Here is a 24,238-nt window from a genome sequence, read left to right as displayed (position 1 = left end):
CTAGATATCCCCCTTTAACCCACTATTTACGATTTCAACAATTTGATTCATACTTGTTTGCTCTTCAAGAGTATTAATAAAATGGATGAGTTCATCTTGGGCTTTTTCTGTAATAATTCGATTCGTATTCATTTTAAATTTATTTGCTAAGGCATTATAATCGGTTTTTTCATTAGGACCACCAAGCGCATAATCTTGACGATGTGTAAACACCTCACCTGTAGTTAAAGTAATTTCAACTTCTGCTGGCATAACATGTGGGTAATTTTCATCAAAAGTAGAATCATGAATAACTGTAATCCGTTCAGCCAATTGTTTAATTTGAGCCAATTCATACAGTTTTTCCATAAATATTCCATGATCTGTTCTTCCTGTATATGCCCAAGCAGCTAACGCAAACGGAATGCTGAATTTAGAAGATAGTGAATTTTCCGGATTTTTACATTGCAATGTAGCAGCTCTCGCATAAGTTTTAACCGTTACAGACGCAATACAAGCAATATCTATTTGTTTTTCCACGACAATCAATTCAAATATCTCCAAAGGAACGTGCACATAGCGACAAAATGCATGAAACTTAAAATAACTATTTTCAATAGCTGGTAGATTTTCACGGAACGGAATTTGCAAATCAAACTTCTCGCCTAATATACCGCCATATATACGTTCAGCATTTCCTTGTGGCGCCTTGAATGATGCGTTTACTAATTGCCAAGCACGTAGACCACCTACGATACTTTCTGCGATATACACATTGCGAATTTGTGCGCCTTCAAGTGCGGCTGACCATTGTGTGGGTGTTGCAAAAGTAGCGGCTAAATTTAATAACCGTTCCATCTTTTCATTGCTTGCTTTATGAATAATTCCAAGGGCAGCGGCTGAACCAAGTACACCCCAGGTTCCATGTGCATGCAAATCACTTTTTAAAGTAGTAATTTTCCCAAAGTAAGTACACGCTTCATAACTATTAATAAAATCAACAATAAATTGTTTCCCATTATACGTTTTTTCCGACATAGCATGTATGATAAAAATCGGTAAAATGTGGACTGATGGATGTCCTTTACTCCATTGATTTCCCTCGTCTAATTCAACAGCTACAGAAGCTGTTCCCATAACAAACGCTGCATCTGTCAATGAGAACTTTTCTTCAACCCCAATTACGGAATAGTTTCCACTATCCCATCGTTGGATTTCCTTTTTTAAAACTTTCACTTCAGGCTCGTGCATTCCTAAAATAATTGCACTTACTGTATCTAGCAATGTCATTTTCACCATTTCAACGGTTTGTGCCTCATAGCTTATCGGAGCATTTACTATTTGATCTGCGATGCTACGCATACTTATCCCCCTAACTATAAACTTCAGAAATTATTGCGAATACCCCATATATCGTGAAATTTTTTCAGCAGTTTGTATACATCTTGCTTTTAATAATGCTGTACGTTCTTCTGTTAATCGCTGAATCGGACCAGCTAAATTAATGCCTGCAACTAATTGTCCATTTATCCCTAAAATAGGGGCAGAAATTGAATACGTTCCTAAAATACGCTCACCGTGTGTGATTGCATAACCAGTTTGTTGAATTTCTTTTAGTTCTTTTAACAACTCTTCCACGTTAATAACATTGAGAGCCGATACTTCTTCTAAAATCTCAGCTAATTCATTTTCAGGTAAAAATGCCAACATGACTTTTCCAGCTGCCCCTAAATATGCAGGTTTACGTTCACCTACTCGGACAAAATTTCGAACATCAAGAGGGGAATCAATTTTTTCAATACAAACTCGGTTGATGCCATCAATAATATTTAGTTCCACCGTTTCCTTGGTTTCATCCATTAGTGCCTGCATATGCGGTAACGCAATTCTACGGTAATCTAAATTGGTTTGATAAATACTGCCTAATCGAAATACTTGATAACCTAATGAATACTCATGGGTTGCTTCGTTCCGTTGAATATAGTTAGTTTGTTCTAACGTATCAAGTATTCGAAATACTGTACTTTTAGGCATATTGAGTTCTTCTTGAATTTCTTTAATCAATAATTTTGGCCTATCAATTGAAAATAGATTTAAGATCATTGTAACTTTCTCAATTGATTTAATCATTTAATCCTTCCCTTCAATTCACACACTATTTTACGTAGAAATTCCTAAGTATGCAGCTTTTAGATTATCATCATTTAATAATTCATCCGCTAGACCTTCTATTGCAATCTCACCATTTTCAATTACGTAACCTCTATCTGCTACTTGAAGCGCTTGATTAACATTTTGTTCTACTAGTAAAATTGTTACGCCATTTTTCTTTATTTCTGAAATAATATCGAAAACTTGCTTCGTTAGGAGTGGAGATAACCCGATAGATGGTTCATCCAAAATCAATAATTTTGGTTCAGCCATTAACGCACGGCCAATCGCTAACATTTGTTGTTGACCACCACTCATAGTGCCAGAAATTTGTGTTTCTCGTTCCTTTAATATTGGAAACAGCTCATAGCAATAATCTAGATTTTTTTTGAAGTTTGCACGAGTCGATTTTGTATATGCACCCATCTCTAAATTTTCACGTACAGTCATATCCGAAAAGAGTTTACGATCCTCAGGTACTTGAATAAGACCGGACTGAACAATGAATTCCGTTGATTTCTTATTTAAGAGTACGTCATTAAAATAAATGCCTCCGTTTGTAACAGGAATTAAACCTGAAATGGCACGCAATGTCGTCGTTTTCCCTGCACCATTTGTTCCTAGAATACTTACAACTTCTCCTTGATTCACGTGAAAACTTAAATCTCGTAAAATTTGAAGATTTCCATACCCTGCAGACAGATTTTCAACTCTAAGCATGCTCTGACACCTCTCCTCCTAAGTAAGCTTCCACAACTAATGGGTTCTTTGTAACAACTTCTGGTGGTCCCTCTGCAATTTTTTCACCTAGGTGCATCACGACAACACGATCAGATAATTGCATAACAGCAGACATTAAATGTTCAATGAAGAAAATAGTAATCCCTTTATCTCGAATATCTTTAATAAGTGAAATGAAATCATTAACCTCTGTTGGATTTAATCCAGACATTACTTCATCTAAAAATAGAATTTTAGGATTTGTTGCTAACGCACGTGCTACCTCAACCTTTTTTTGTTCAGCGAATGTTAAATCTTTCATGCGATCATGCATTTTATGATCCATACCTAGATAAGCTAATTGCTCTGCTGCAATTTTTTCTGCTTGGTCGTATTTACTTACTTGATTAAACGCACCAACCATAACATTTTCAAGCAATGTTAAATTACCGAACGGTTGAACAATTTGGAATGTACGTGAAATACCTTGCACACAAATTTTTTCAGGCTTTAGTCCTTGAATCTCTTTTCCATTTAGTAAAATGCGACCTTCCGTAGGTACATGATAACCACAAATCGAGTGGAATAACGTTGTTTTCCCAGCACCATTTGGGCCAATCATTCCTAATATCTCACCCTCATTTAATTCTAATGAAACATTGTTTACGGCGACAAGACCAGAGAATCGTTTAGTGACATTTTCTAATGTAAGTATAGCCATTAACTTTCCCCCTCCTTTTTCATTTTACGTAAACGTAATTTTTCTTGTACCCATCCAACGATTCCTTCAGGTAAGAATAAAATTACTAAAACTAAAATTAGTCCATATACCATTAAGTGAACACCGGCAAACCCTCCAAAGAAGTGAGCTGTAATTTCGCCTAATGGAATAATGATTAATGCCCCAATGATTGGTCCTAGGATTGTACCCATACCACCTAAAATCGCAGGTAAAATAATAGATACTGAGACATCATTCCCAAATGTTGTCGGTGGTGCGATATATAGGATATACTGCGCATAAAATGCACCGCCAATAGCTGTTAACCCACCACTAATCGCTATTGCTGTCATTTTAGCTCTGAACGTATTGACTCCTAAAGATTGCGCTGCGTCTTCATTTTCACGAATTGCTATTAAACTAAAGCCAAGACGTGAACGACTGATCCATAGTGTAATAAGTGTCACAATTACTAACATAATTAAGATGACGTAGTAATATGATGTACGTGAAGCAAATTGAAACATGAGCGGATTATCACCAATTGGTAAATTGACACCTAATGTTTTATTAAAGTAGCTAGAGTTTTGTACAACGATACGTAAAATTTCAGCAAAAGCCAGCGTCCCTAAACTAAAGTAAGCACCGCGTAGTTTATAACGGAATGATAAAAACCCAATAAATAAAGCAATGACGATTGCCACTAGAGCTCCAGCAAACATTCCTAACCAAGGTGTAAGATTATACTTCATAAAAAATATAGATGAAATATAAGCACCTGTACCAAAGAACATTGCATGTCCAAACGAGAACTGCCCCGCGTAGCCACTTAAAATATTCCATGCTTGCGAAACAAGTGCGCTATATAAAATTAAAATTCCAATATGCAAGTAATATTGACTCTCTGTAAAGAGGGGGAAAATAAATAAAATTAGTAAACCTATTCCATAAAAGAGCAGTGATTTGTTTAATTTCATCGCACCTTACCTCCAAACAGCCCATTTGGTTTTAACATTAAAACAAGAATGAAAATAACATAAGGTACAAGTTCTTTTAGGCTACCAGGTAAAATAGCGCCACCCAAAGATTCAGTTACACCAATTAATACCCCGCCAACTAAAGCTCCTAAAAAGTTTCCTAAACCACCTAAAACAACGACAACAAAAGCCGTTAAGATAAAACTTGACCCTACTGTAGGTGACGTATAGAAAAATGGTGAAATTAACGCACCAGCAATACCAGCTAATGCAGCACCAATACCAAATGCGATATAGTTAATTTTCTTAATGTTGACACCTACAAGTGCAGCTCCTCCGGAATTGATTGACGTTGCACGAATCGCTTTTCCTATATACGTTTTCTTTAAAAAATAAAATAGTGCAATTGCTAATACAATTGTAAATACGAAAGCAATTAATTTTGTAGTATGAATGTTTAAATTTAAAATTGAAATTGTATTTGGAATTCCTTCTAAATTAATACTACGAAAATCAGGTTTAAATACTACTAATGCTAAGTTTTCAATAAATAACGTAATCCCTAGCGTCACCAGTAATTGGTTGTGATCTGGCGCACCTGACATACGTTGAAGTACGCCGCGCTGTATAAGCATACCGATAAAGAATAAAATTACAGCACTCAATGGCAATGATATGTATGGACTTATCCCAAATAGTGCAAAACACCAATATGAAACATACATACCTAGCATTAATAATGCACCTTGAGCAAAGTTAATAATTTTCATAACCCCGAATATTAATGTTAACCCAATCGCTACTAAACCATAAATTCCACCCATTAAAATTCCATCTATTAAAGACTGGAAAAATAACTCAGCTGTCATAAATACCCCCCCAATCTAGTTATGTGAATATCATTCAACTTAACTAAATGAATTTTAAAATTTAACACTCCATTTTTTATGCTAAATATTATCGACAAAGTTTTTTAGCCTTGTCGATAATATTTCTTGAGTAATTACATAAGAGAACAAAAGGATCATCTCATCCCTATGTTTTTTCTTAGTTTAGTTACGTGGATAAACTGGCTCTTCAATCTTATATTCTTCAGGACCTACGATAAATGATTCGCCATCTCTAATTTGATTTAATACCGCACGAGCATTGATGTTTTGACCCTTTTCATCAAATTCGATGACACCTGCTGCTAAAATATGCTCTTCTAATTTTGTTTTACGTAACTCTTCTTCAATTTTTGTGCGATCTGTCGTCCCTGCACGTTCAATAGCATCAAGTAAAACGACTGTTGCCATGTATGAATACGCACCATTTGGACCAATTTCACGTCCGAATTTTTCTTTATATGCTTCTGAAACTTCTTTTGCTAACTCACTTTTTTGGTTAATTGTGTAGTTAACATCCATAATGTTTTGATTGATTTTTTGGTAGTCTGTTAAAAATGATGCGTTACTAAATGCACCATTTGCTACACCAATAATTGCTTTTGGTGTGAAATTTGAGTTCTCAATACCTTCAACTAGCATTACACCATCACGTAAATAAGTTGTTGCTACAACGATATCTGGCTTTGCAGAAGAAATTTTATTGATTGTCGTTGATAAATCTGCTGCTGATGCTGCATGTGGTAACACACCAACAACTTCAATTCCATGCTCTTTTGATAATGATTTAATCGCTTCTGCAATACTTGTACCAAAAACGCTATCTTCGTGTACTAACATAACTTTTGTTAATTTTTCACTAGCATTTGCATTTAATTCCTCTAAGATTTCTAAGAAGTCTTTAGAGAATGTAGTTGCAGCAGGTTGTAAACGGAATGTGTATTTAAATCCACGTTCAGTAATATCATTCGCAGAACCAATATCAATTACAAATGGTAATTTTGCACGCTCAGCTTCTTGCGTTGCTGGTAATGCAACACCCGAAGAATATGCACCAATTACGCCTAATGCACCCTCACGATCAAGCTTTTGAACTTCAGAAACCCCTTTTTCTGGTGAACCTTCATGGTCTGTTTCGATTAGTTCAACTTTTGCACCGCCAAGTGATTTAATACCACCATCTGCATTTCGTTGTTCGACGGCTAATTTTACAGCATCTCTCATTTCTTGCCCTTCTAATGCAAGACCACCACTCAATGGGTGTAACGAACCGATTTTAATAACATCTGCTGAAGTTGAACCTGAATCGCCTTCCACTCCCGAACCACTTGACGATTCTTCTCCTCCACAAGCAACAAGTAGCGCTGTCAGTACAAACAACAAAAACATTAAACTCCATTTTTTCATTTGTTTATCCCCCTTTATTTTGATTAAATTGTTCTAAAAATAAATTGACCGCGACCGTTTTCTCCAGTAATTTCACCCTTTTCGACAATCACATCCCCTCGATTAATTGTGTAAACTGGCCACCCATATAAATCGTTGTTTTCGTATAGAGAATAATCCGATGTCTTCGATAACTCTGAAGCCTTAAGTAATTTACTAGATTGTAAGTCTACGATGGCAAAATCTGCATCTGCCCCAATTTCTATACGACCTTTAGAAGGTAAATTATAAGATTCTGCAATAGACAATGACATAATATCTGTAATTCGTTCAAGCGGAATATCACGTTTTTTATAGCCCTCTGTTAACATAAGGGGCAATAAACCACCTGCTCCTGGGAATCCAAATAATGTGTCCCATGTATTGCCAGTCCCATTTAATTTTTTATTCAAGTCACTTGGAACATGGTCTGTACCAATTGCATTAATTAAGCCTTTTCTTATCCCTTCCCAAAGAGCTTCTCCGTCTTCAATTTTATGAATTGGAGGACCAACTTTTGCCTTGATACCTACTTCATGTTCATCATGTAACACTAAGTAATGTGGACAAGTTTCAACCTTAACATTACCTTCTGTTAACCAAGCACTTTTTTCTAAGACCTCAACACTTTCTTTTGATGTTAAATGAACAATATAGACATTTCCGTTATGAACTCTATTCATATAAAGGGTGCTTAATAGTGACTCCGCTTCCGCATATCCCGGGCTCGTTTTTGACCAAGTTGATAAGCCTTCATCTTCTCCAGCTTCAATCAACTCTTTTGTCACGTTTCGGTTAATATCCATATTCTCACAATGAACAGCCAGCATTAACTTAGGTGAAATCTCATTAAAGCGGTCGAAAATTCGTCCAATATCATAAGCAGATAAATCGATTCCATCCGTAATTTTAAATTTATCGTTTAGTTGACGCTCATAATTTCTAAAAAACTTAAATGAAGTAATACCTTCACGTTTAACGAGCTCATCTAATTGATCTAAATGTTCTTCTTTCATAATGCCTAAGCTATACGTGTAATCGATATATGCATGTTTACTTACACGTTCTTTTACCTCTGGGAACCACTCTAAATAACTAACAGGTTGACGATCGAAGTTAATGACTGTTGTTATTCCACTAAACGCATGCTGTTTTGTATCTGCAAAGTCATCTTCCATCGAATTATAAATCCCTAAATGTTGATGTGGATCAATGACACCTGGAAGAACATGCAATCCGTGCGCATCAATAGTACGATCTGCATCTAGTTGTTGCTCTTTGTTATAAATGCCAACGATTTTACCATCTTTCACACCAATATTTACTTTTTGAACACCTACACGAGGAAAAACAACCTCTCCATTTTTAATAAACAAATCCAACATATTATTTCACCTCTTCATGTGCATGATTCAAGCTAGAAAAATACTCAATAATGTCATCTGATGGTAGTACATCGCAATATTTCATCCATAAATCTAGTAATGCTGCTTTATGTGATAAATCAATACGGTCAAATACAGCATCCTCAATAATTGCAACATTATAGTTATGAGTTACAGCATCTACTGCAGTTGCTCGAACACAGCCACTCGTAGAACCACCAACAATAATTAATGAATCTACTTGCATTTTCACTAAATAACTAATCAGCGGTGTGCCAAAAAATGCGCTTGCATAACTTTTATCTACGACAATGTCTGTTGCTTTTGGTGCCAAGCATTCTAAAATGTCTGCTGCGGGATTTCCGTCTATATATTTTGTATTATCACGCTTTGCTTTCGTAGAAAACGAATCAAACTGGATTGTTTTCTTTTGAACATTACGTGTATATAACACCGGGATATTATAACGTTCAGCCAGTTCCTTTAATTCAACAATTTTTCGAATCCCATTCCATGCTACATCGCCACCACCACTTGGCCACTCTTCTAATTGTTCGGCTATCGGTTTATCAGCACCGATATAGTTTGGTTGTGCGTCAATAATGACTAATAGTGGACGCTTTCCTAAACCGCGACTTTGACCATATCCCCCTTTTTGAATAACAATTCGATCTGTTTCTGTTAATAATTCTTCCCACGGACGTGTAGTTGGCATATTATATCCCCCTCTTAATTTGTTCTAATTGATTAACAGCGTGTAAACCTGCAATTCTCCCAAAGCCCATTGCTGCCAACAAACCATTACCGGACATATAACCATATGCTTGTTTACCAGAAACACCAGTGGCACAACCACCTACTGCATATAAATGTTGGAATGGTGTTCCTTCAGCTGTTAGTACTTGTGCTTGTTCATTTATTTGTAAGCCACCTTGTGTATGGAATAAAGCTGGACAAACTTTAATCGCATATAACGGATCGGTTAATTTTTTCGCAAACGATGTTCGATCAAATTCATCCGCAGTACCATCTATCTGATTACTGAATTTTCCGAAATTATTAGCTAAATTTTTTACATCTACTTCAATAAGTTCAGCTAATGTTTCAATGGAATCAGCCTTTTTAAAGGCTTCCATTTCCGTTAATTGTTTATAGTCTTCAATCGTCAGTAACTGATTATGAATCTCTTCGTCATATATGATATACCCATACTGTTCAGGTTGTTTTAAGACTTCTTTTGCAAACTCTGAATAACCATGTGCTTCATTGCCAAATCGATTGCCCTCGATATTAATGTAAAAGCCACCCATCATAATTGTGCCCCAGGTAACAAGTAATCCGGTATTTTCATTAACAGCTGCATGTCCTTGATATGCAGTTAAATGAGTAGTTGCAGCACCGATATTTTTACCAGCTTCAATACCTTTTCCTGTATTGGCTTCATAACCAAAATACAATGCAGCCGCAATTTCCGGAATATATTCTTGTACCATTTTGGTATTTCCACCAAATCCATTCGTTGCTAATATCACTTTTCTACCACGAATAAGCTGTAGTCCATCTGGAGTATTAATCGAAATCCCTAACACTTCACCAGCCTCATCTAGTAAAATTTCTTCTAAATCAGATTGGTATAAAATATATAAATTTTCATGGTTAAGAGCATTTCGTTTTAATAGTCTCATCAGCTCTAATCCAGAGCGTGAAGGAGGTGCATGCATTCGAAAATTTGAATGCCCTGGATACTTAAATTCAGTCACCACTGACATTTCAATTTTCAACGAATCATTTAACCACTCTACAAGTGGCCCAGATACATTCGCTAATGCACTCACTTGTTTTGGGTCACTTTCAAAATGATTCTTTTTCAGAATATCTTGCGTCATAGTTTCAATCGAGTCGTCAATCTCTAGTGATTTTTGAAAGCGTGTATTACATGCTGGAATCATCCCAGCACTTGCTGCAGTGTTCCCTAATAAAAATTCCGTTTTTTCAAATAGTGCCACTTCTAATCCGGCTTCTGCAGCAGTTAATGCAGCTACTAGCCCGCCACCGCCACCACCAACAACAACTACATCTACTTCAGCATCCCAATTCATGTAACCCCTCCTAAATAAGCTCCTCATATGGTAATACATGTTGAACAATGATCTGGTCAATCCATCGCTTAATTGTTGTTTCATCAAAATATGTACTTAATTGATTTATAAACTTATCTTCAATTAATGTCTGTAATTGTTCTAGGTTTTCTTCGCCTAAAGCTCCTTGTATTTCCACTACAACTTCTTGATTTCTAAACTTAACAGAGCATTTTGTCGCTCTGATTGCTGGTAATAATTTATTGAGTTCCTCAGATGAAATTACCTCAATTTTTTCGGCTATTTCATAGACGTTTTTTTCATCGTAAGGCTCATTAAAGTAAACACAAATTTCTTTTGCCATTGAATAAGGGATCGAGAATTTCCCTGCAAATGCATTGCGTGGTTGTTTATCATTTAGCCTTGCTGCGCTTTCGTATGTCTCAATCGTAATAGATACAATTTCATCCTTCGAAGCCGGATTTACTTTTAAAAGTACTTTTTTAATTGCATCAATCGGGCCATGGCAAAATCTACAACTATCATAAAATTTAAAATAGGCATGAGAAAAATAGGATGTCGTAGAATCAATATTCCAATTATCTATATCCAGTTGGGTTCCTAAAATATCATTGAATATGATTGTCAATGTTTCTTCTGATGCTGAATAGCCAGCATCTATAATTTCTGGCAAAAGCAACAAATTCATATTGTTATAACCTATAATCAGATTTCGAACTTCATGTCCTTCTAATACAGACTTCCAGAGAGTAGGATAACTTAGCTGCGCGCTAATTAGAATAGCTTGTTTCGTTTGTTCAGAATTCCAGTTTTTTAATTTTGCTAACGCTGCAGCCCCGCCTATGATACCCCAATTACCATGAGGATGAATCAAGGGTTTAAGTGTAATGATTTCTCCAAATCTTGCACCTACTTCGTAACCTACTACAAACGCTTCTAGTACTTCGTCATATGTTTTATCTTCATTTTTAGCTATCTGCAACAGTGATGGTAGAAAATGACAGGCTGGATGCCCTTTAGCAAAGGCATTCCCCTCATCCTTTTCACATTCTACTAATCGAACACCACTCCAGAATGTAGTTGAATAATTATCCGATTTGTTTGGGGAGAACATTCCTCCAATTGAATCAAGCAAGATGTACTTAGCTCGCTTCAACATTTCATCTGGCATATTAGAAATTTCAAATTTTTGAATATATCGAATAATTTGTTGCAAAATAACACCTCCGTTTCGTATCGTGGTTTGTTTCTAAAATACTGCCTTACAATTACAATAATTCCTTCTTCAAAAAAACACAACAAAAAAATAAATTTTCCGAAAACTTTTAAAAAATGATTCTAAACAGCATTTATAATGCATTAATAGAAAATATTTGACATATCTATTACTAGGGTATTAAATTCAAAGTATAAAATTCATTTCCGCAACACGTTTCGTATTGTGGGATAGGGGGTAAAACTTTGGGACAAACAATCATTGAAAAAATCGTTTCGAACCATGCTGGGAAAACAACTTTCGCAAATGATTTAACGGTCGTTGATGTTGATTTTGTCATGGCATCTGACACAACCGCGCCATTAGCAATTCAGGCGTTTGAGAAAATGGGTGGTAAAGCCATTTGGGATTCTACAAAAATGGCGCTTGTCATTGATCATGCTTCACCTGCTCCAAATCAGCGAATTGCTTCATTACATGACATGATGAGGGAATTTGCTACTATGCAGAAAATAAAGCTTTATGACGTTGGAGATGGCATTTGTCATCAATTAATGATTGAAAATAAGCATGCCAATCCAGGACAATTAATCTTAGGTGCGGATTCACATACTTGTTTATATGGCGCAATAGGAGCATTTTCAACTGGTGTAGGTTCTACTGACCTAGCCGGGGCTATGTTAACAGGGAAAACATGGATTAAAGTACCAGAAACAATCCTAATTAACATTGATGGGGCATTACAACCTGGCGTATCTGCAAAAGACATCGTTTTATATGTGGTGGGCCAAATAGGTATTCAGGGGGCTACTTATGATGCAATTGAATACAAAGGGACGACAATCGAAAATTTATCCTTAGATGGTCGAATGACAATTGCAAGCATGTCAATTGAAATGGGCGCAAAGGCTGGTATTTTACATACTACCGGTTTACAACTGGAGCAGGAATTCGAACATATTTTACCTGACAAAGATGCGGTATATAAGGAAGTAATTCAAATTGATGCAACAAAAATCACACCGCAAATTGCGGTACCACATTCACCTGATAATGTACGTTCTATACATGATGTGGAAGAGATTATTGTGCATCAAGCGTTTATCGGAAGTTGTACAAATGGGCGTTTAGAAGACCTACATGAAGCAGCACACATTTTAAAGGGGAAAAAAGTTCACCCGAATGTCCGTTTATTAATTGCACCAGCATCTAGAGAGGTGTTTTTAAATGCGCTTGCCGATGGTACAGTACAAACATTAACCGAGGCCGGTGGTACATTTTTACCTGCAGGATGCGGACCGTGTGTTGGTACTCACCTCGGTGTTCCAGGTAACAATGAGGTGACCGCTTCATCAACAAACCGTAATTTCCAAGGACGTATGGGGAATCGTAATTCAAATATTTATCTTGGCTCTCCAGCATTTGTTGCCGCAGCTGCACTCAATGGGAAAATAAGTAATCCTCAACAATATTACGGAGGTATATAACGATGAAAATTGTAGGAAGAGCGCATGTTTATGGAGATAATATCGATACAGATCGTATCATTCCAGGTAAATATACTAAAACATTAGATTTACAATCACTTGCTGACCACGTTATGGAAGATTTAGACCCGGATTTCAGTAAAAATGTCCAACAAGGTGATATCGTCGTAGCTGGCACAAACTTTGGATGTGGATCCTCACGTGAACAAGCACCACTTGCACTGAAAACTGCAGGTGTTTCCCTAATTGTCGCTCAATCTTTTGCTCGTATTTTCTTTAGAAATGCTATTAATATCGGTTTACCAATCATAGAAGTAAAAGATTTTACGATTGCTCCTAATGACATCGTAGAAGCAGATTTAATTAATGGAACAATTACAGTAAATGGTGAAACATATATAGGCACTAAAATGCCACAAGTAATGGTGGATATTTTAAATGAAGATGGCTTAGTACCTTATTTAGCCAAACATAATAACTATCATTTGTAAAAATCATACAAAATCGTTTTTCAAGTAATTAAATGAACTAACCAAATTTAATGAATGCACAAGAAGCTGTTCCCCGGATATGGAGAACAGCTTCTTTTTTATTTCTATTTCACCAACACATCACGTAATTGCGTAACAGTACCTACAACAAATGTCGCGTTAGCACTATGTAATTCTTCTACTGATCCGTAGCCATACTCAACACCAACACTTGCCATATGGTTTACCTGCGCACCGATGATGTCATATTTACGATCACCTATCATGATGCACTTTTCAACTGAAGGATTGCCTAATTGACGAAGCGCCTCTTCAATCACTTCTGCTTTTAATGTGCGCGTGCCGTCTAATTCCGAACCGACAATCGCGTCAAAATACTGAGCGAAATCATAGTGCTCCGCAATATTTTGCGCGAACACACCAGGCTTCGATGTCGCGATTGCTAGCTTACATCCTGCTGCCTTTAGTTCTGCTAGTAACTCTACGACGCCTTCATATACCGTGTTCTCATAAATCCCTGTTGGCTTATAGCGCTCACGGTAAAAGTTAATTGCCTCATTTGCCTGTTGTTCACTAAACCCATATTGCTCCATAAATGACAACTGCAGCGGTGGCCCGATAAAGCTTTCTAGCTCGTCACAGCTTGCTACTTCCACATTCATTTTACCTAATGCATATTGCACACTTTTCGTGATCCCTTCTTTCGGATCAATCAACGTTCCGTCTAAATCAAATAACACAACTTCGTAATTCATGTTGCCACCATCCTTGCAAAATTTGTTCACTCTCTATGTTACTAAACTTTTTCACTATTTTTTACGTTAATTTAAGTAAAAATAAGTTATAATTTTCAGATAACTTACTTTCTGGAGGGATGTTCATGTTTTTTCAAGTAAAGGAAACACCGCTACAAACGATTGATACGTTCGACAAAATTTCAGAGCTTGTTCGCGGGCTACTCTATGTTGAATGCCCTGAACACCGCGCCAACCACCATATTTTATATACAGCAAATACACAACTTGAAAGCTACCGAGAAGCACGTGACTTTTATCGCCCATTAGAGGAACCAAGTACTTCACTTGGCCTCTTTAGCCGTGAAGCCTATCAACTCGCCAACCAAAAATACAATCAGCTGTACACAATTATTCGCGGCTATATGCATTTAAGCGACGATTCGCGGCGTGCGCATTTCAACCATCATTTCCGCTTCTCCAAGGAAAAAATCGATGCCATGCATGCGTTATTTTCAAAAAAAGAGCAACACAAACAGCTCGGTTTAGAGACCATTTTTTACGAGCACTTAAAAAATGATATCACCCTCTTACTCACACAATTCGAATAGCCATTTGAAACTTTTTCTACAAGGATACGTATATGTAAGAGCGTACCCATTAGGAGGAGAAGTATGGAAACAACACAAGAGCTACAGCATTATTTAGCAGACATTCAAAAATGGGAAAAAGATCAAAAGGGCCTGTGGTTTTGGGAAAAGCTTGGTCGCATTCCATTTAAAATACTCGATAAATTAACACCTAAATTTGTACAAGAAAAAATTGCCTTATTCATCGATGAACTGGTGAGTTATATTCAAACCGGCGGCAAGTATTTAGTAAGCCAAGAGTCCATGCTACGTCATATCCAAAAACAGACGTTACATAATGTAGCGTCACTTGAAGACATTCAGCAAATGCCGCTTCGGGATATGGTCGAGCTTAGTGAAAAACTGCAAAAAAGCCGCGCGAATCTGGCAACCGTACAAGGGGCATCTACAGGGTTTGGTGGCATTTTCACACTGGCAATCGATATTCCCGTAATATTAGGCATAGCATTGAAAACGTTACAAGAAATCGCGCTCATTCACGGCTACGATCCAAATGAAAAACAAGAACGGATTTTTATCGTCAAATGCATTCAATTTGCCTCCTCGGATATTGTCGGCAAAGAGCAAATTTTAAACGAGCTGACAAAAAGCTTTGAAAATCCAACAGCAAGTGAAAATATGATGTCACAGCTAAAAGGTTGGCAGGAGGTATTTTACACATACCGGGACAATTTCGGCATGAAAAAGCTGTTCCAAATGATTCCGATTGCTGGCATGATTTTCGGCGCAATCATTAACAAATCCATGATTGAAGATATCGCAGAAGCAGGTATGATGCTATATCGTAAGCGACGTGTGCTAGAACGACTTCAAGAAAAATCCCTATAAAACATATAGAAAAGCGCCGTAAGAACCTCTTACAGCGCTTTTTTATTGGCCTCATGCATGTCTTTTAACGAGCGATAATATGGATAACGTTTTGTTAACATTTGCTCTTGATCAATCCCTTGCTTTAAATCAAGCAAATAGCGCTGCGATTCGGCTATGCGCGTTTCCAGCTCATGACGTTGTGTTGTCGTTTGCCCATGTCCTGGTACTAACACGCGTACGTCAAAGCGCTCGACTAGCTGCTGTGCCTTTTCTAGTGTTGCTACATAAGCCTTGTAATCACTTATAAACGGAAATTCCACATCTGATAAATAATCACCCGCAAGGAAAATTCCAAGTGGCTCAACAATCGTAAAAACCCCATCATCAGTATGTCCCGGCGCGAAATAAAAACGGCAAAGCGTATCTCCTAGCATTACCTGCTGCCCATCTTCACAAATAACAATATCAATCTCGGGATAATGTACCGGGTAATCTCTTGTCACATAATACTGTGCATCAAAGTTACGAATTTCCTCGAGCACCGTTTCCTGATCTGCGCGATTCACAAACGCCTCACTTGCAATGGTAAGCGCATATGGAAATGCTCCAGCGGCAATTATATGATCAAAATCACTATGCGTATAAATGATATAGAGCTGTCTTGTGCCAAGGTTCTTTTCAATATAGGCTTTAATCGTTTCTACTTCTGACGGTAGCCAATTGGGATCCGTCACAATAATTGCTTTTTGCGTCTGAATGACTACTGACGTTGTTTGATATAGCACACTTTGAAACACCTTCATGTGCTCATTTTGAAACTGAATCATAGTACTCTCTCCATTCAAAAAGCCAGCCACACTAACGGGCTGGCTTTTGATTATTCTTCTTTTTTCGGTGCTCGTTGCATGAGCGGTGTACGTTCTAATTGCTCAATAAAGTTCCGCGATTTTAAACGGATTCCCGTTTGTTCCTCATAAATCGTCGTGACAATTTTTTTTATAAATTGCTTCGTTTGAGGCTTTAATTCCATTTTACCGACCTGTTCAATCGGTACGGTATAAAACATACGAATGAGCTTTAATTGTGTAGGCGATAAACGGATAATGTATGGATCTAAGCCGAAGCAGCGATGACATAAAAAACCACCTTGCGGAAAAGAAAATGCAAATTCCCCGTCGACTGCACCACAGCCCGCGCACGCATGTAAAATTGGCTGCACCCCTGCATACGGGAGCATTTTCCAATCAACAAACAGCGCAATTGCCTCGGGGTCATGCCCTTCTTCAATGGCATTTAACCCCTGCAATAACACCTCAAACGCATGCGGTTCCGGACCACTTTCTTCCGTCAAACGGTCAACAAGTTCGACAACATAGCTCGCATAAGCGGTCGCCATAATATCCGTTTGAATATGACGCATCGTATTGAAATGCTCGCCTTGCTGAAGCGTCCCCATACCTGTTGTTCGCTGTACTAAAAACGAGCCGTGCACAAATGGCTGCGTGACACCCGCTAAACGGCTCGTTGGCTTTTTCGCCCCACGCGCCATACATGCGACTTTCCCCGCTTCTCTCGTCATTAACGTTACAATTTTATTTGATTCACCGTAAGCACGCGCTTTTAAAATGATGCCTTCCCATTTATGTAGCATCGGTTGCACATCCTTTTCTTTCTTTCATACTACTTATTATAATGCATTCGGACGTTAAAAGCTTGCTTTCACAGTTTTATGAAACGCGGTGTATGAGCGATTTAATGAATCATTGACGTATTAATAAACACTTACTTCAGAGCCAACAACCTTCTTCACCCATTCTAAATTTTTCACAGAACGCGCCTCTACATCCTTTAGTGGATACACCCGGTATATACCATCCGCATCCTTTAAAACAGACGTTGCATCTAATCTCGGGCTACCAATTGTCACATTGTCACCCTCTTTTGTGATCTCCATACTCGCGATACCGCCAATCATTGAGTTGGGTACCGTTAAAATCGTTGAGAAAAAATTACCTAACGAATAAAAGACATGCGTTTCATGCTGCGCCTCGCTTACCCATTTTTTATACGGCTGCAACACATGCGGATGTGTACCAAACACTATATCCGCACCAGCATCATTTAATACTTTTGCATAATGACGCTGGTAGTCATTTTCTCCATACACATATTCTGACCCCCAGTGCATTGACACAGCGAGTACATCGACCTCATTACGAATAGCCTCAACATCCGCTTTTATTCTCGATTCATCAATATAATTTATGATAAACGGTGAGCCTTTCGGTAAATACAAACCATTTGTTCCATATGTATACGCTAGCATACCAATCTTGATAGAGCCCAGTTCAATGATGCGATGAACATTTTTGTCCTCTTGATTTTTATACGCGCCAACATAAGGCATATTTTGCGCATCTAGATTCTCAAAAAATGTCCGGATACCACCCTCTCCTTTATCGACCGTATGATTATTCGCAATCGTTACTAGGTCGACTCCAGCCTGTTGAATATCGCGTAAAATATGCGGTGGACTCGAAAATTGTGGATAACCACTTAGCGCATATTTATTGCCTACAGGTGGCGATTCTTGGTTGGCAATTAAATAATCATAGCTTTGCATAAGCGGTGCTACCGATGCAAATGACGAAGTAAAATCCTTATACTGTGCCAATCGATAATGCAGTAGGACATCACCAATCATCGCAAGACGTACCGTTTCTTTTTTGTTCACTGGTTCTGGTTCTGGCTCCGGTTCTGGCTCCGGTTCAATAACTATTTCTGGTTCCGCAACTTGAGTAGGAGCTTTTGATGTATTGTTAGTTGCGTTCTCAACTGTATGATTCATTTGCCCTTCTACTACATGTATTTCTGACTCATTATCTAAATTCATGACAACAAATACTAAAACAGCAAGTGAAATAATCCACATTCCTAATAAAGTTTGATTCAACTTACTCAACTTTCCACCTCTTATTCTTGTAAATTATTCCCTATTCAATAGTATCAAATGCTAACATTTATGCAAGTTTAGAAAAATGCATTTCGCGCATTTCCTTTCCAATAAATAAAAACAGATGCGACGATAAAACGTCACATCTGTCTCTCTTATCAATAGTCGTCTTCTCTAAAGCCGAAATCACGTAAATGCGTTTGCTTGTTGCGCCAGTCTTTTTGAACTTTAACCCAAAGCTCTAAATATACTTTTGAACCAAGTAGCATTTCGATATCTTTACGTGCCTGTACGCCTACCTCTTTCAGTAATGCACCACGTTTACCAATAACGATGCCTTTTTGTGAATCACGCTCTACCATAATTGTTGCTTGTACATGAATCATATGTTCTTTTTCTTCATGTGGCTTAATACGGTCGATAACAACCGCGATTGAGTGTGGAATTTCTTCACGTGTAAGGTGTAATACTTTTTCACGAACTAACTCAGAGATGATGAAGCGCTCTGGGTGATCCGTTACTTGGTCTGCTGGGTAGTATTGTGGCCCTTCAGGTAAGTATTTTTCAATTGTTGTTAATAAGTTTTCGACGTTATTGCCTTGTAATGCGGAAATCGGAATAATTTCTGCAAAATCAAATTTGTCTTTATAAGATGAAATAATCTTACCTAATGCATCTGGGTGAATTAAATCGATTTTGTTGATGATTAAAAATACTGGTGTTTTATTACCTTCTAATAGCTCAATGATGAACTCGTCACCTTTACCGATTGCTTGCTCTGCATTAACCATGAACATAATCACGTCAACTTCTTTTAATGCGTTACGTGATGTTTTTAACATGAATTCGCCTAGCTTGTGCTTCGGTTTGTGAATCCCTGGTGTATCGATGAAAATTGTTTGTGAATTGTCTTGTGTTAATACACCTTGAACTTTGTTACGTGTTGTTTGTGGTTTGTCTGACATAATCGCAATCTTTTGACCGATTACACGGTTTAAGAATGTTGATTTGCCGACATTTGGTCGACCTACAATCGAGACGAAGCCCGATTTGTATCCTTTATTTTCCTGCATTTTTCATATCCTCCGTTGTAAACGCGCCCGGAATGAGCTCGCCTACAGTTGTTTGTTGTACGTCACCGTTCATGTTCGTTAAATAAACGGGCATGTCTGGTGCGCAAAATTCACTCATTACTTGACGGCAAGCCCCACACGGCGAGCATGGGCCCGGTGTGTCTGCTACTACCGCAAGTGCTTTAAACTTCACATTGCCTTCTGAAACCGCCTTAAAAAAAGCTGTACGTTCGGCGCAGTTTGTCATACTATACCCTGCATTTTCGATATTACAACCTTGGTAAACCGTTCCATCTTCAGCAAGTAACGCTGCACCTACTTTAAATTTCGAATACGGCACATATGCAAATTCACGCGCTAATTTTGATTGCTCAAGTAATTGCTCCATAGTCATTAAGAGTGGCTCCTTCCGCCTACTAAAGTAATAGTTTTAAAACCATTTCGGTAAAAATATGAGTAGTCCGATTATAACACTTGCCACAGCAAAAACAAGTACAGCTCCGGCTGCGATGTCTTTTGCCTGCTTTGCAAGTGGATGAATTTCAGGTGAAGCCAGGTCTACTACCCGCTCAATCGCACTATTAAAAAGCTCCGCGCCTATCACAAGCGCGATCACGATTGTTATCATAAACCACTCCGTTGTGCTTAACCCCGTCAATAAACCCGCTAGCACAACGATAACCGCACTCAGTATATGAAAGCGTAAATTTTGTTCCATTGTTGCCGTTAAAATCCCTTCAACGGCATAGCGAAACGATTTTAAAAATTTACGCGCGTTCATTTGTGTCACGACCTAAGCCGTAAGATAATAGAATTTCATCTTGTTTTCCAAACATCACTTTTTCATCTTCAGATACCATATGATCATAACCTAATAAGTGTAGGAAGCCATGTACGGCTAAAAAGCCTAATTCACGCTCAAACGTATGGCCAAACTCTTCGGCTTGTTCACGAGTACGGTCTGTTGAAATAATAATATCGCCTAAAATACGTGGAATGCCTTCGCCGATAATTTGTACTTCACCTTCGCCCATTTCCTCTAACGCAAACGAAATGACATCTGTTGGTTGGTCTTTGTCGCGGTATTCACGGTTAATTTCGTGAATCGCCTCGTTTGTCACAAAGGTAATTGACACTTCAGAACCATCCTCGATTCCTTCAACCTGTGCCGCATGCTGTAATAATTTTTCTACTAATTCAAGATGGGCATCTTGTACTTCATTTGTTTCATCTAAAAAATCAATTAATAACATTTTTGTTCCCTCCTACAACTACTTTGGATATTCAATACGCGAGTGGAACGTCCCATTCAAAGTTTCACATAATACATCTTCAATCGTTTTTAACTCTTTTAACGAAATATCACATTCATCAAACTGATCATCTTGTACACGATCTTGAATAATTGACTGCACAAGCTTTTGAATTTTTTCAGCGTTTGGCTCCTTCATCGAGCGCACGGCTGCTTCCACACTATCTGCGACACTAATTATGGCCGCTTCCTTTGTTTGCGGCTTCGGACCAGGGTAACGGAAAACGACCTCATCCAATTGTTTCCCTTCTTCTTTTGCTTTAAACAGGAAGTACTTCAATAAGCTTGTCCCGTGATGTTGCAAGCAAATATCGATAATTTCTTGCGGCATTTTGTGCTTACGAAGTAATTCTGCACCGTCTGTTGTATGCGCAATAATAATTTCCGCGCTACTTTCAGCCGGCAAGGAATCATGTGGGTTGGTGCCCATTTGGTTCTCGATGAAAAATAGCGGTCTACGCGTTTTCCCTACATCATGATAATAGCAACCTACGCGCGCAAGCAAGCCATCCGCACCAATTGCCTCACATGCGGCCTCCGCTAAATTCGCCACCATAATACTATGATGGTAGGTGCCTGGTGTTTCCGTTAGAATTTTTTTGAATAGCGGATGGTTCGGGTTCGACAATTCGATTAAACGCATCGTCGACAGTAAACCAAAGGCCGATTCAAAGTATGGCAATAGCCCCATCGTCAGTGCTCCTGATAATAACCCAGAAATCACAGCGGCTGCAAGATAAAATGAGATTTCTTTAAAGCCAAAGCCAGATTGCGACATCAGTAAATAAAATGCAATGAACACCACATTGACTAATGTAACTATCCAAACTGCATGTAAAATATCTGAACGCTTTTCAAAGCTACGCATAAAGATTAAAGCCGCAAAGCCACCAAATAAAATATAAAGCGCTGCATCCATTTGTAGTACAGCTGCATAGCCCTCGTGGAAAATAATTCCTGCTGATGCTGCGGTTAATACCGTCACAATACTCGCTGCTTTTTCGCTTGCTAAAATACGCACAAGCATCGTCGCCATCGCTGTTGGATAGACAAATGCCAGCATCACATCAAAGTTTGCTGCGATTAACCCAATGAGTTTCATCGTTACAAGTGCGATCGTATAGACAATAAGTGTTACAAATAAATCTTTCCGTTTTTTTGATAGGTCCTTTTTCGAACGATCAAATAACACGAATAAAAAGGCCATCTGCAATAAAATTAAAAACACTAAACCAATAATCGGCTTAATCGATACTTTATTGTCAAGCATCGCTAAAAGCTCTAACTGACGATAAATTTCGCGTGTAATGACTTCACCTTCTTGCACGATGATTTGCCCTTGTAAAATACGCGTCGGTTCTACCGCATCTCGAGCCTGCTGCTTGGCAACAGCGGTTTTTTCCTCATCTAATATTTCTGTTTCAACTACCGCCGCGCGTCCAATACTTACCGCCACACTCATCAGATTTTCTGAGATAGCCGGTTGCTGACGAATTTTCATTTCTAATTCGTTACGATTTGTCACTAAATTCTCTTTACGTAACGGGCGGTTTAAATTCACTTCGACTAAAGTAGCCAGTGCATCACGTGCCTGTTCTAATTGCTCTTTCGATGCGGCTAATAAATTATGAAGTTGCGCATCTGAGATCGTTAGTGATTGCTGATTTTCTACAATGGTTTTTAAATCCTCACGTAATCGATCCGTTTGCTTCGCTAACGAATTCTCGCCATCTTCATTTACATCTTTTTTTACTTCTAATGCAATATCAAAAATCGTCGTCACAAATGTGGCACGATGACTAGGAATATCCTCTTTAAAAACATAAACCGGCTCAATAATCTCTACCGCATGTTCCTTATCAATTTCAGTTTTTGCCGTATCCTCAATTGTCTTCGCAGAGCGAATCGTTTCTGGTGATAATTCAGTAAGCTGAATATCATATGTAACACCACGGACATTATCAACCATCAACGAAAATTGCAAAATGCCTGCAATCGCCAGTACAACAATTAACAATGTTCGAAAGCTAATTAATTGGATGAGCTTGTTTACTTTTTCTTTCATCATGCACCTCCACTTTTTTTCTCTATAGGTATTATTCTAACAAATTTATTTGGCTGTGTTGACGAAAAGGTTGTATGTTTTTCAAATAATTGACTTTATGCACAAAAAACCACCCAACTCGCATTAGAATTGGATGGTGGTGCTTATAATTCTTGTTCTGTATAAGCTTGAATAACTCTGGCTACTAATGGGTGTCTCACTACATCGCCTTGTTCTAAAATTTGGAAGTGGATATCCTTCACATATTTTAACGTGCGTTCTGCGATAATCAGACCTGACTCCCTGTTTTTCGGTAAGTCAATTTGCGTTTTATCCCCTGTAATGACCATTTTTGAGCCAAAGCCTAAGCGCGTTAAAAACATCTTCATTTGCTGATGTGTTGTGTTTTGTGCTTCATCTAAAATAACGAATGCATCGTCTAATGTACGGCCGCGCATGTAGGCAAGTGGTGCAATTTCAATCGTGCCACGTTCAATAAGACGCTGTGTTTGCTCCTGCCCGTAAATATCGTGCAGGGCGTCGTATAACGGGCGTAAATACGGATCGACCTTTTCCTTTAAATCCCCTGGTAAAAATCCTAGAGACTCCCCTGCTTCAACTGCAGGACGCGTTAAAATAATACGCTTCACATGACCATTTTTTAAGGCTTGCGTTGCCATCACAACCGCTAAATACGTTTTCCCCGTACCCGCTGGACCAATACCAAAAATTAAATCCTTGTGACGAATCGCTCGGATATACTCACGTTGTCCGATTGTTTTCGCTCGAATTGGCTTGCCTTTCGTATTACGTGCAATCTCTTCATCATACAGTTCTGCATAATACTCAATTGTGCCTTTATTGGCCATTTCAATTGCTGTTGCGACATCTCGTTGATCAATATTAATGTTTTTACGAATGACCTTTAACAGCGCTGCTAATACGTCATAGGCATGCTTTTTGTTTTCTACCTGTCCACCCGCGATTTGAATGACTTCACCACGCGTGATAATTTGAATCCCATACGTTTCTTCGATTAATGTTATATTTGCATCTGACATTCCTAACAGCATGACCGCTTCATTGGGATTGTCGATTTGAAGCTCGATATAGTTTTGTGACAT

25 protein-coding genes are annotated in these 24,238 nt (G+C 38.2%); 4 read left to right on the top strand and 21 right to left on the bottom strand.

Annotation, left to right across the window (positions count from 1 at the left end):
• The 11 genes from NSQ62_RS05185 to NSQ62_RS05135 form a co-directional block, all read right to left on the bottom strand.
• A complete protein-coding gene (locus tag NSQ62_RS05185) occupies positions 1 to 1,341 on the bottom strand; it encodes an MmgE/PrpD family protein (protein ID WP_341322865.1) in 1,341 nt (446 codons plus the stop codon).
• Between the two features lie 30 nt (positions 1,342 to 1,371).
• Positions 1,372 to 2,109: an IclR family transcriptional regulator gene (locus tag NSQ62_RS05180; protein WP_341322864.1), complete on the bottom strand. Its 738-nt coding sequence runs from the start codon at positions 2,107 to 2,109 to the stop codon at positions 1,372 to 1,374.
• Between the two features lie 30 nt (positions 2,110 to 2,139).
• Positions 2,140 to 2,850 carry an ABC transporter ATP-binding protein gene (locus tag NSQ62_RS05175; RefSeq protein WP_341322863.1) on the bottom strand — a complete coding sequence of 237 codons (711 nt, stop codon included), beginning with the start codon at positions 2,848 to 2,850 and terminating at the stop codon, positions 2,140 to 2,142.
• On the bottom strand, positions 2,843 to 3,571 hold the full coding sequence (locus NSQ62_RS05170; protein ID WP_341322862.1) for an ABC transporter ATP-binding protein: 729 nt from the start codon (positions 3,569 to 3,571) through the stop codon (positions 2,843 to 2,845). Before NSQ62_RS05170 ends, NSQ62_RS05175 begins: the two co-directional genes overlap by 8 nt.
• Complete coding sequence (locus NSQ62_RS05165) at positions 3,571 to 4,548, bottom strand: branched-chain amino acid ABC transporter permease (RefSeq protein ID WP_341322861.1); 978 nt, start codon at positions 4,546 to 4,548, stop codon at positions 3,571 to 3,573. Before NSQ62_RS05165 ends, NSQ62_RS05170 begins: the two co-directional genes overlap by 1 nt.
• A complete protein-coding gene (locus NSQ62_RS05160) occupies positions 4,545 to 5,417 on the bottom strand; it encodes a branched-chain amino acid ABC transporter permease (protein ID WP_341322860.1) in 873 nt (290 codons plus the stop codon). The genes NSQ62_RS05165 and NSQ62_RS05160 overlap by 4 nt, the downstream gene beginning before the upstream one ends.
• A gap of 183 nt (positions 5,418 to 5,600) precedes the next feature.
• A complete protein-coding gene (locus NSQ62_RS05155; protein WP_341322859.1) occupies positions 5,601 to 6,842 on the bottom strand; it encodes an ABC transporter substrate-binding protein in 1,242 nt (413 codons plus the stop codon).
• 23 nt (positions 6,843 to 6,865) lie between these two features.
• Entirely contained in the window at positions 6,866 to 8,245 is a 1,380-nt protein-coding gene (locus tag NSQ62_RS05150) for an amidohydrolase family protein (protein WP_341322858.1), read from the bottom strand.
• 1 nt (position 8,246) lies between these two features.
• Positions 8,247 to 8,960 (bottom strand): isochorismatase family protein, encoded by a 714-nt coding sequence (locus tag NSQ62_RS05145; RefSeq protein WP_341322857.1) that lies wholly within the window; start codon positions 8,958 to 8,960, stop codon positions 8,247 to 8,249.
• A gap of 1 nt (position 8,961) precedes the next feature.
• The gene (locus NSQ62_RS05140) at positions 8,962 to 10,344 is read right to left on the bottom strand and encodes an FAD-dependent oxidoreductase (RefSeq protein ID WP_341322856.1); all 1,383 of its coding nucleotides are present in this window, start codon (positions 10,342 to 10,344) and stop codon (positions 8,962 to 8,964) included.
• A 10-nt stretch (positions 10,345 to 10,354) separates the two neighbouring features.
• Positions 10,355 to 11,560: an MmgE/PrpD family protein gene (locus tag NSQ62_RS05135; RefSeq protein ID WP_341322855.1), complete on the bottom strand. Its 1,206-nt coding sequence runs from the start codon at positions 11,558 to 11,560 to the stop codon at positions 10,355 to 10,357.
• Positions 11,561 to 11,805: 245 nt separating this feature from the next.
• On the opposite strand from NSQ62_RS05135, the gene NSQ62_RS05130 reads away from it, so the two are divergent.
• Complete coding sequence (locus tag NSQ62_RS05130) at positions 11,806 to 13,047, top strand: 3-isopropylmalate dehydratase large subunit (protein WP_341322854.1); 1,242 nt, start codon at positions 11,806 to 11,808, stop codon at positions 13,045 to 13,047.
• A 2-nt stretch (positions 13,048 to 13,049) separates the two neighbouring features.
• Entirely contained in the window at positions 13,050 to 13,538 is a 489-nt protein-coding gene (locus NSQ62_RS05125) for a 3-isopropylmalate dehydratase small subunit (RefSeq protein ID WP_341322853.1), read from the top strand.
• A 104-nt stretch (positions 13,539 to 13,642) separates the two neighbouring features.
• Here NSQ62_RS05125 and NSQ62_RS05120 read toward each other — a convergent pair whose 3' ends face one another.
• Positions 13,643 to 14,293 (bottom strand): HAD family hydrolase, encoded by a 651-nt coding sequence (locus NSQ62_RS05120; RefSeq protein WP_341322852.1) that lies wholly within the window; start codon positions 14,291 to 14,293, stop codon positions 13,643 to 13,645.
• A gap of 125 nt (positions 14,294 to 14,418) precedes the next feature.
• Between NSQ62_RS05120 and NSQ62_RS05115 the strand changes: the two genes are divergently transcribed.
• The gene (locus NSQ62_RS05115; protein WP_341322851.1) at positions 14,419 to 14,883 is read left to right on the top strand and encodes a hypothetical protein; all 465 of its coding nucleotides are present in this window, start codon (positions 14,419 to 14,421) and stop codon (positions 14,881 to 14,883) included.
• 63 nt (positions 14,884 to 14,946) lie between these two features.
• Complete coding sequence (locus NSQ62_RS05110) at positions 14,947 to 15,750, top strand: EcsC family protein (RefSeq protein ID WP_341322850.1); 804 nt, start codon at positions 14,947 to 14,949, stop codon at positions 15,748 to 15,750.
• A 29-nt stretch (positions 15,751 to 15,779) separates the two neighbouring features.
• Here NSQ62_RS05110 and NSQ62_RS05105 read toward each other — a convergent pair whose 3' ends face one another.
• The 9 genes from NSQ62_RS05105 to NSQ62_RS05065 form a co-directional block, all read right to left on the bottom strand.
• Positions 15,780 to 16,559 carry an MBL fold metallo-hydrolase gene (locus NSQ62_RS05105; RefSeq protein ID WP_341322849.1) on the bottom strand — a complete coding sequence of 260 codons (780 nt, stop codon included), beginning with the start codon at positions 16,557 to 16,559 and terminating at the stop codon, positions 15,780 to 15,782.
• 50 nt (positions 16,560 to 16,609) lie between these two features.
• Entirely contained in the window at positions 16,610 to 17,383 is a 774-nt protein-coding gene (recO, locus tag NSQ62_RS05100; protein ID WP_341322848.1) for a DNA repair protein RecO, read from the bottom strand.
• Positions 17,384 to 17,503: 120 nt separating this feature from the next.
• Positions 17,504 to 18,694 carry a CapA family protein gene (locus NSQ62_RS05095; RefSeq protein ID WP_341322847.1) on the bottom strand — a complete coding sequence of 397 codons (1,191 nt, stop codon included), beginning with the start codon at positions 18,692 to 18,694 and terminating at the stop codon, positions 17,504 to 17,506.
• A gap of 149 nt (positions 18,695 to 18,843) precedes the next feature.
• Positions 18,844 to 19,758 carry a GTPase Era gene (gene era, locus NSQ62_RS05090; protein WP_341322846.1) on the bottom strand — a complete coding sequence of 305 codons (915 nt, stop codon included), beginning with the start codon at positions 19,756 to 19,758 and terminating at the stop codon, positions 18,844 to 18,846.
• On the bottom strand, positions 19,745 to 20,152 hold the full coding sequence (locus NSQ62_RS05085) for a cytidine deaminase (RefSeq protein WP_341322845.1): 408 nt from the start codon (positions 20,150 to 20,152) through the stop codon (positions 19,745 to 19,747). Before NSQ62_RS05085 ends, era begins: the two co-directional genes overlap by 14 nt.
• Before the next feature lie 36 nt (positions 20,153 to 20,188).
• Positions 20,189 to 20,539: a diacylglycerol kinase family protein gene (locus NSQ62_RS05080; RefSeq protein ID WP_341322844.1), complete on the bottom strand. Its 351-nt coding sequence runs from the start codon at positions 20,537 to 20,539 to the stop codon at positions 20,189 to 20,191.
• Positions 20,526 to 21,011 (bottom strand): rRNA maturation RNase YbeY, encoded by a 486-nt coding sequence (gene ybeY / locus NSQ62_RS05075; RefSeq protein ID WP_341322843.1) that lies wholly within the window; start codon positions 21,009 to 21,011, stop codon positions 20,526 to 20,528. Before ybeY ends, NSQ62_RS05080 begins: the two co-directional genes overlap by 14 nt.
• Positions 21,012 to 21,029: 18 nt before the next feature.
• Positions 21,030 to 23,135, bottom strand: coding sequence for an HDIG domain-containing metalloprotein (locus NSQ62_RS05070; RefSeq protein ID WP_341323888.1), 2,106 nt, complete (start codon positions 23,133 to 23,135; stop codon positions 21,030 to 21,032).
• Between the two features lie 143 nt (positions 23,136 to 23,278).
• Positions 23,279 to 24,238, bottom strand: coding sequence for a PhoH family protein (locus tag NSQ62_RS05065; protein ID WP_341322842.1), 960 nt, complete (start codon positions 24,236 to 24,238; stop codon positions 23,279 to 23,281).

The sequence above is a fragment of the Solibacillus sp. FSL H8-0523 genome (assembly GCF_038051985.1).
GTDB lineage: Bacteria > Bacillota > Bacilli > Bacillales_A > Planococcaceae > Solibacillus.
Note: the sequence above shows the minus strand (reverse complement) of the source record. Positions and strands in the feature narration are given on the sequence as shown.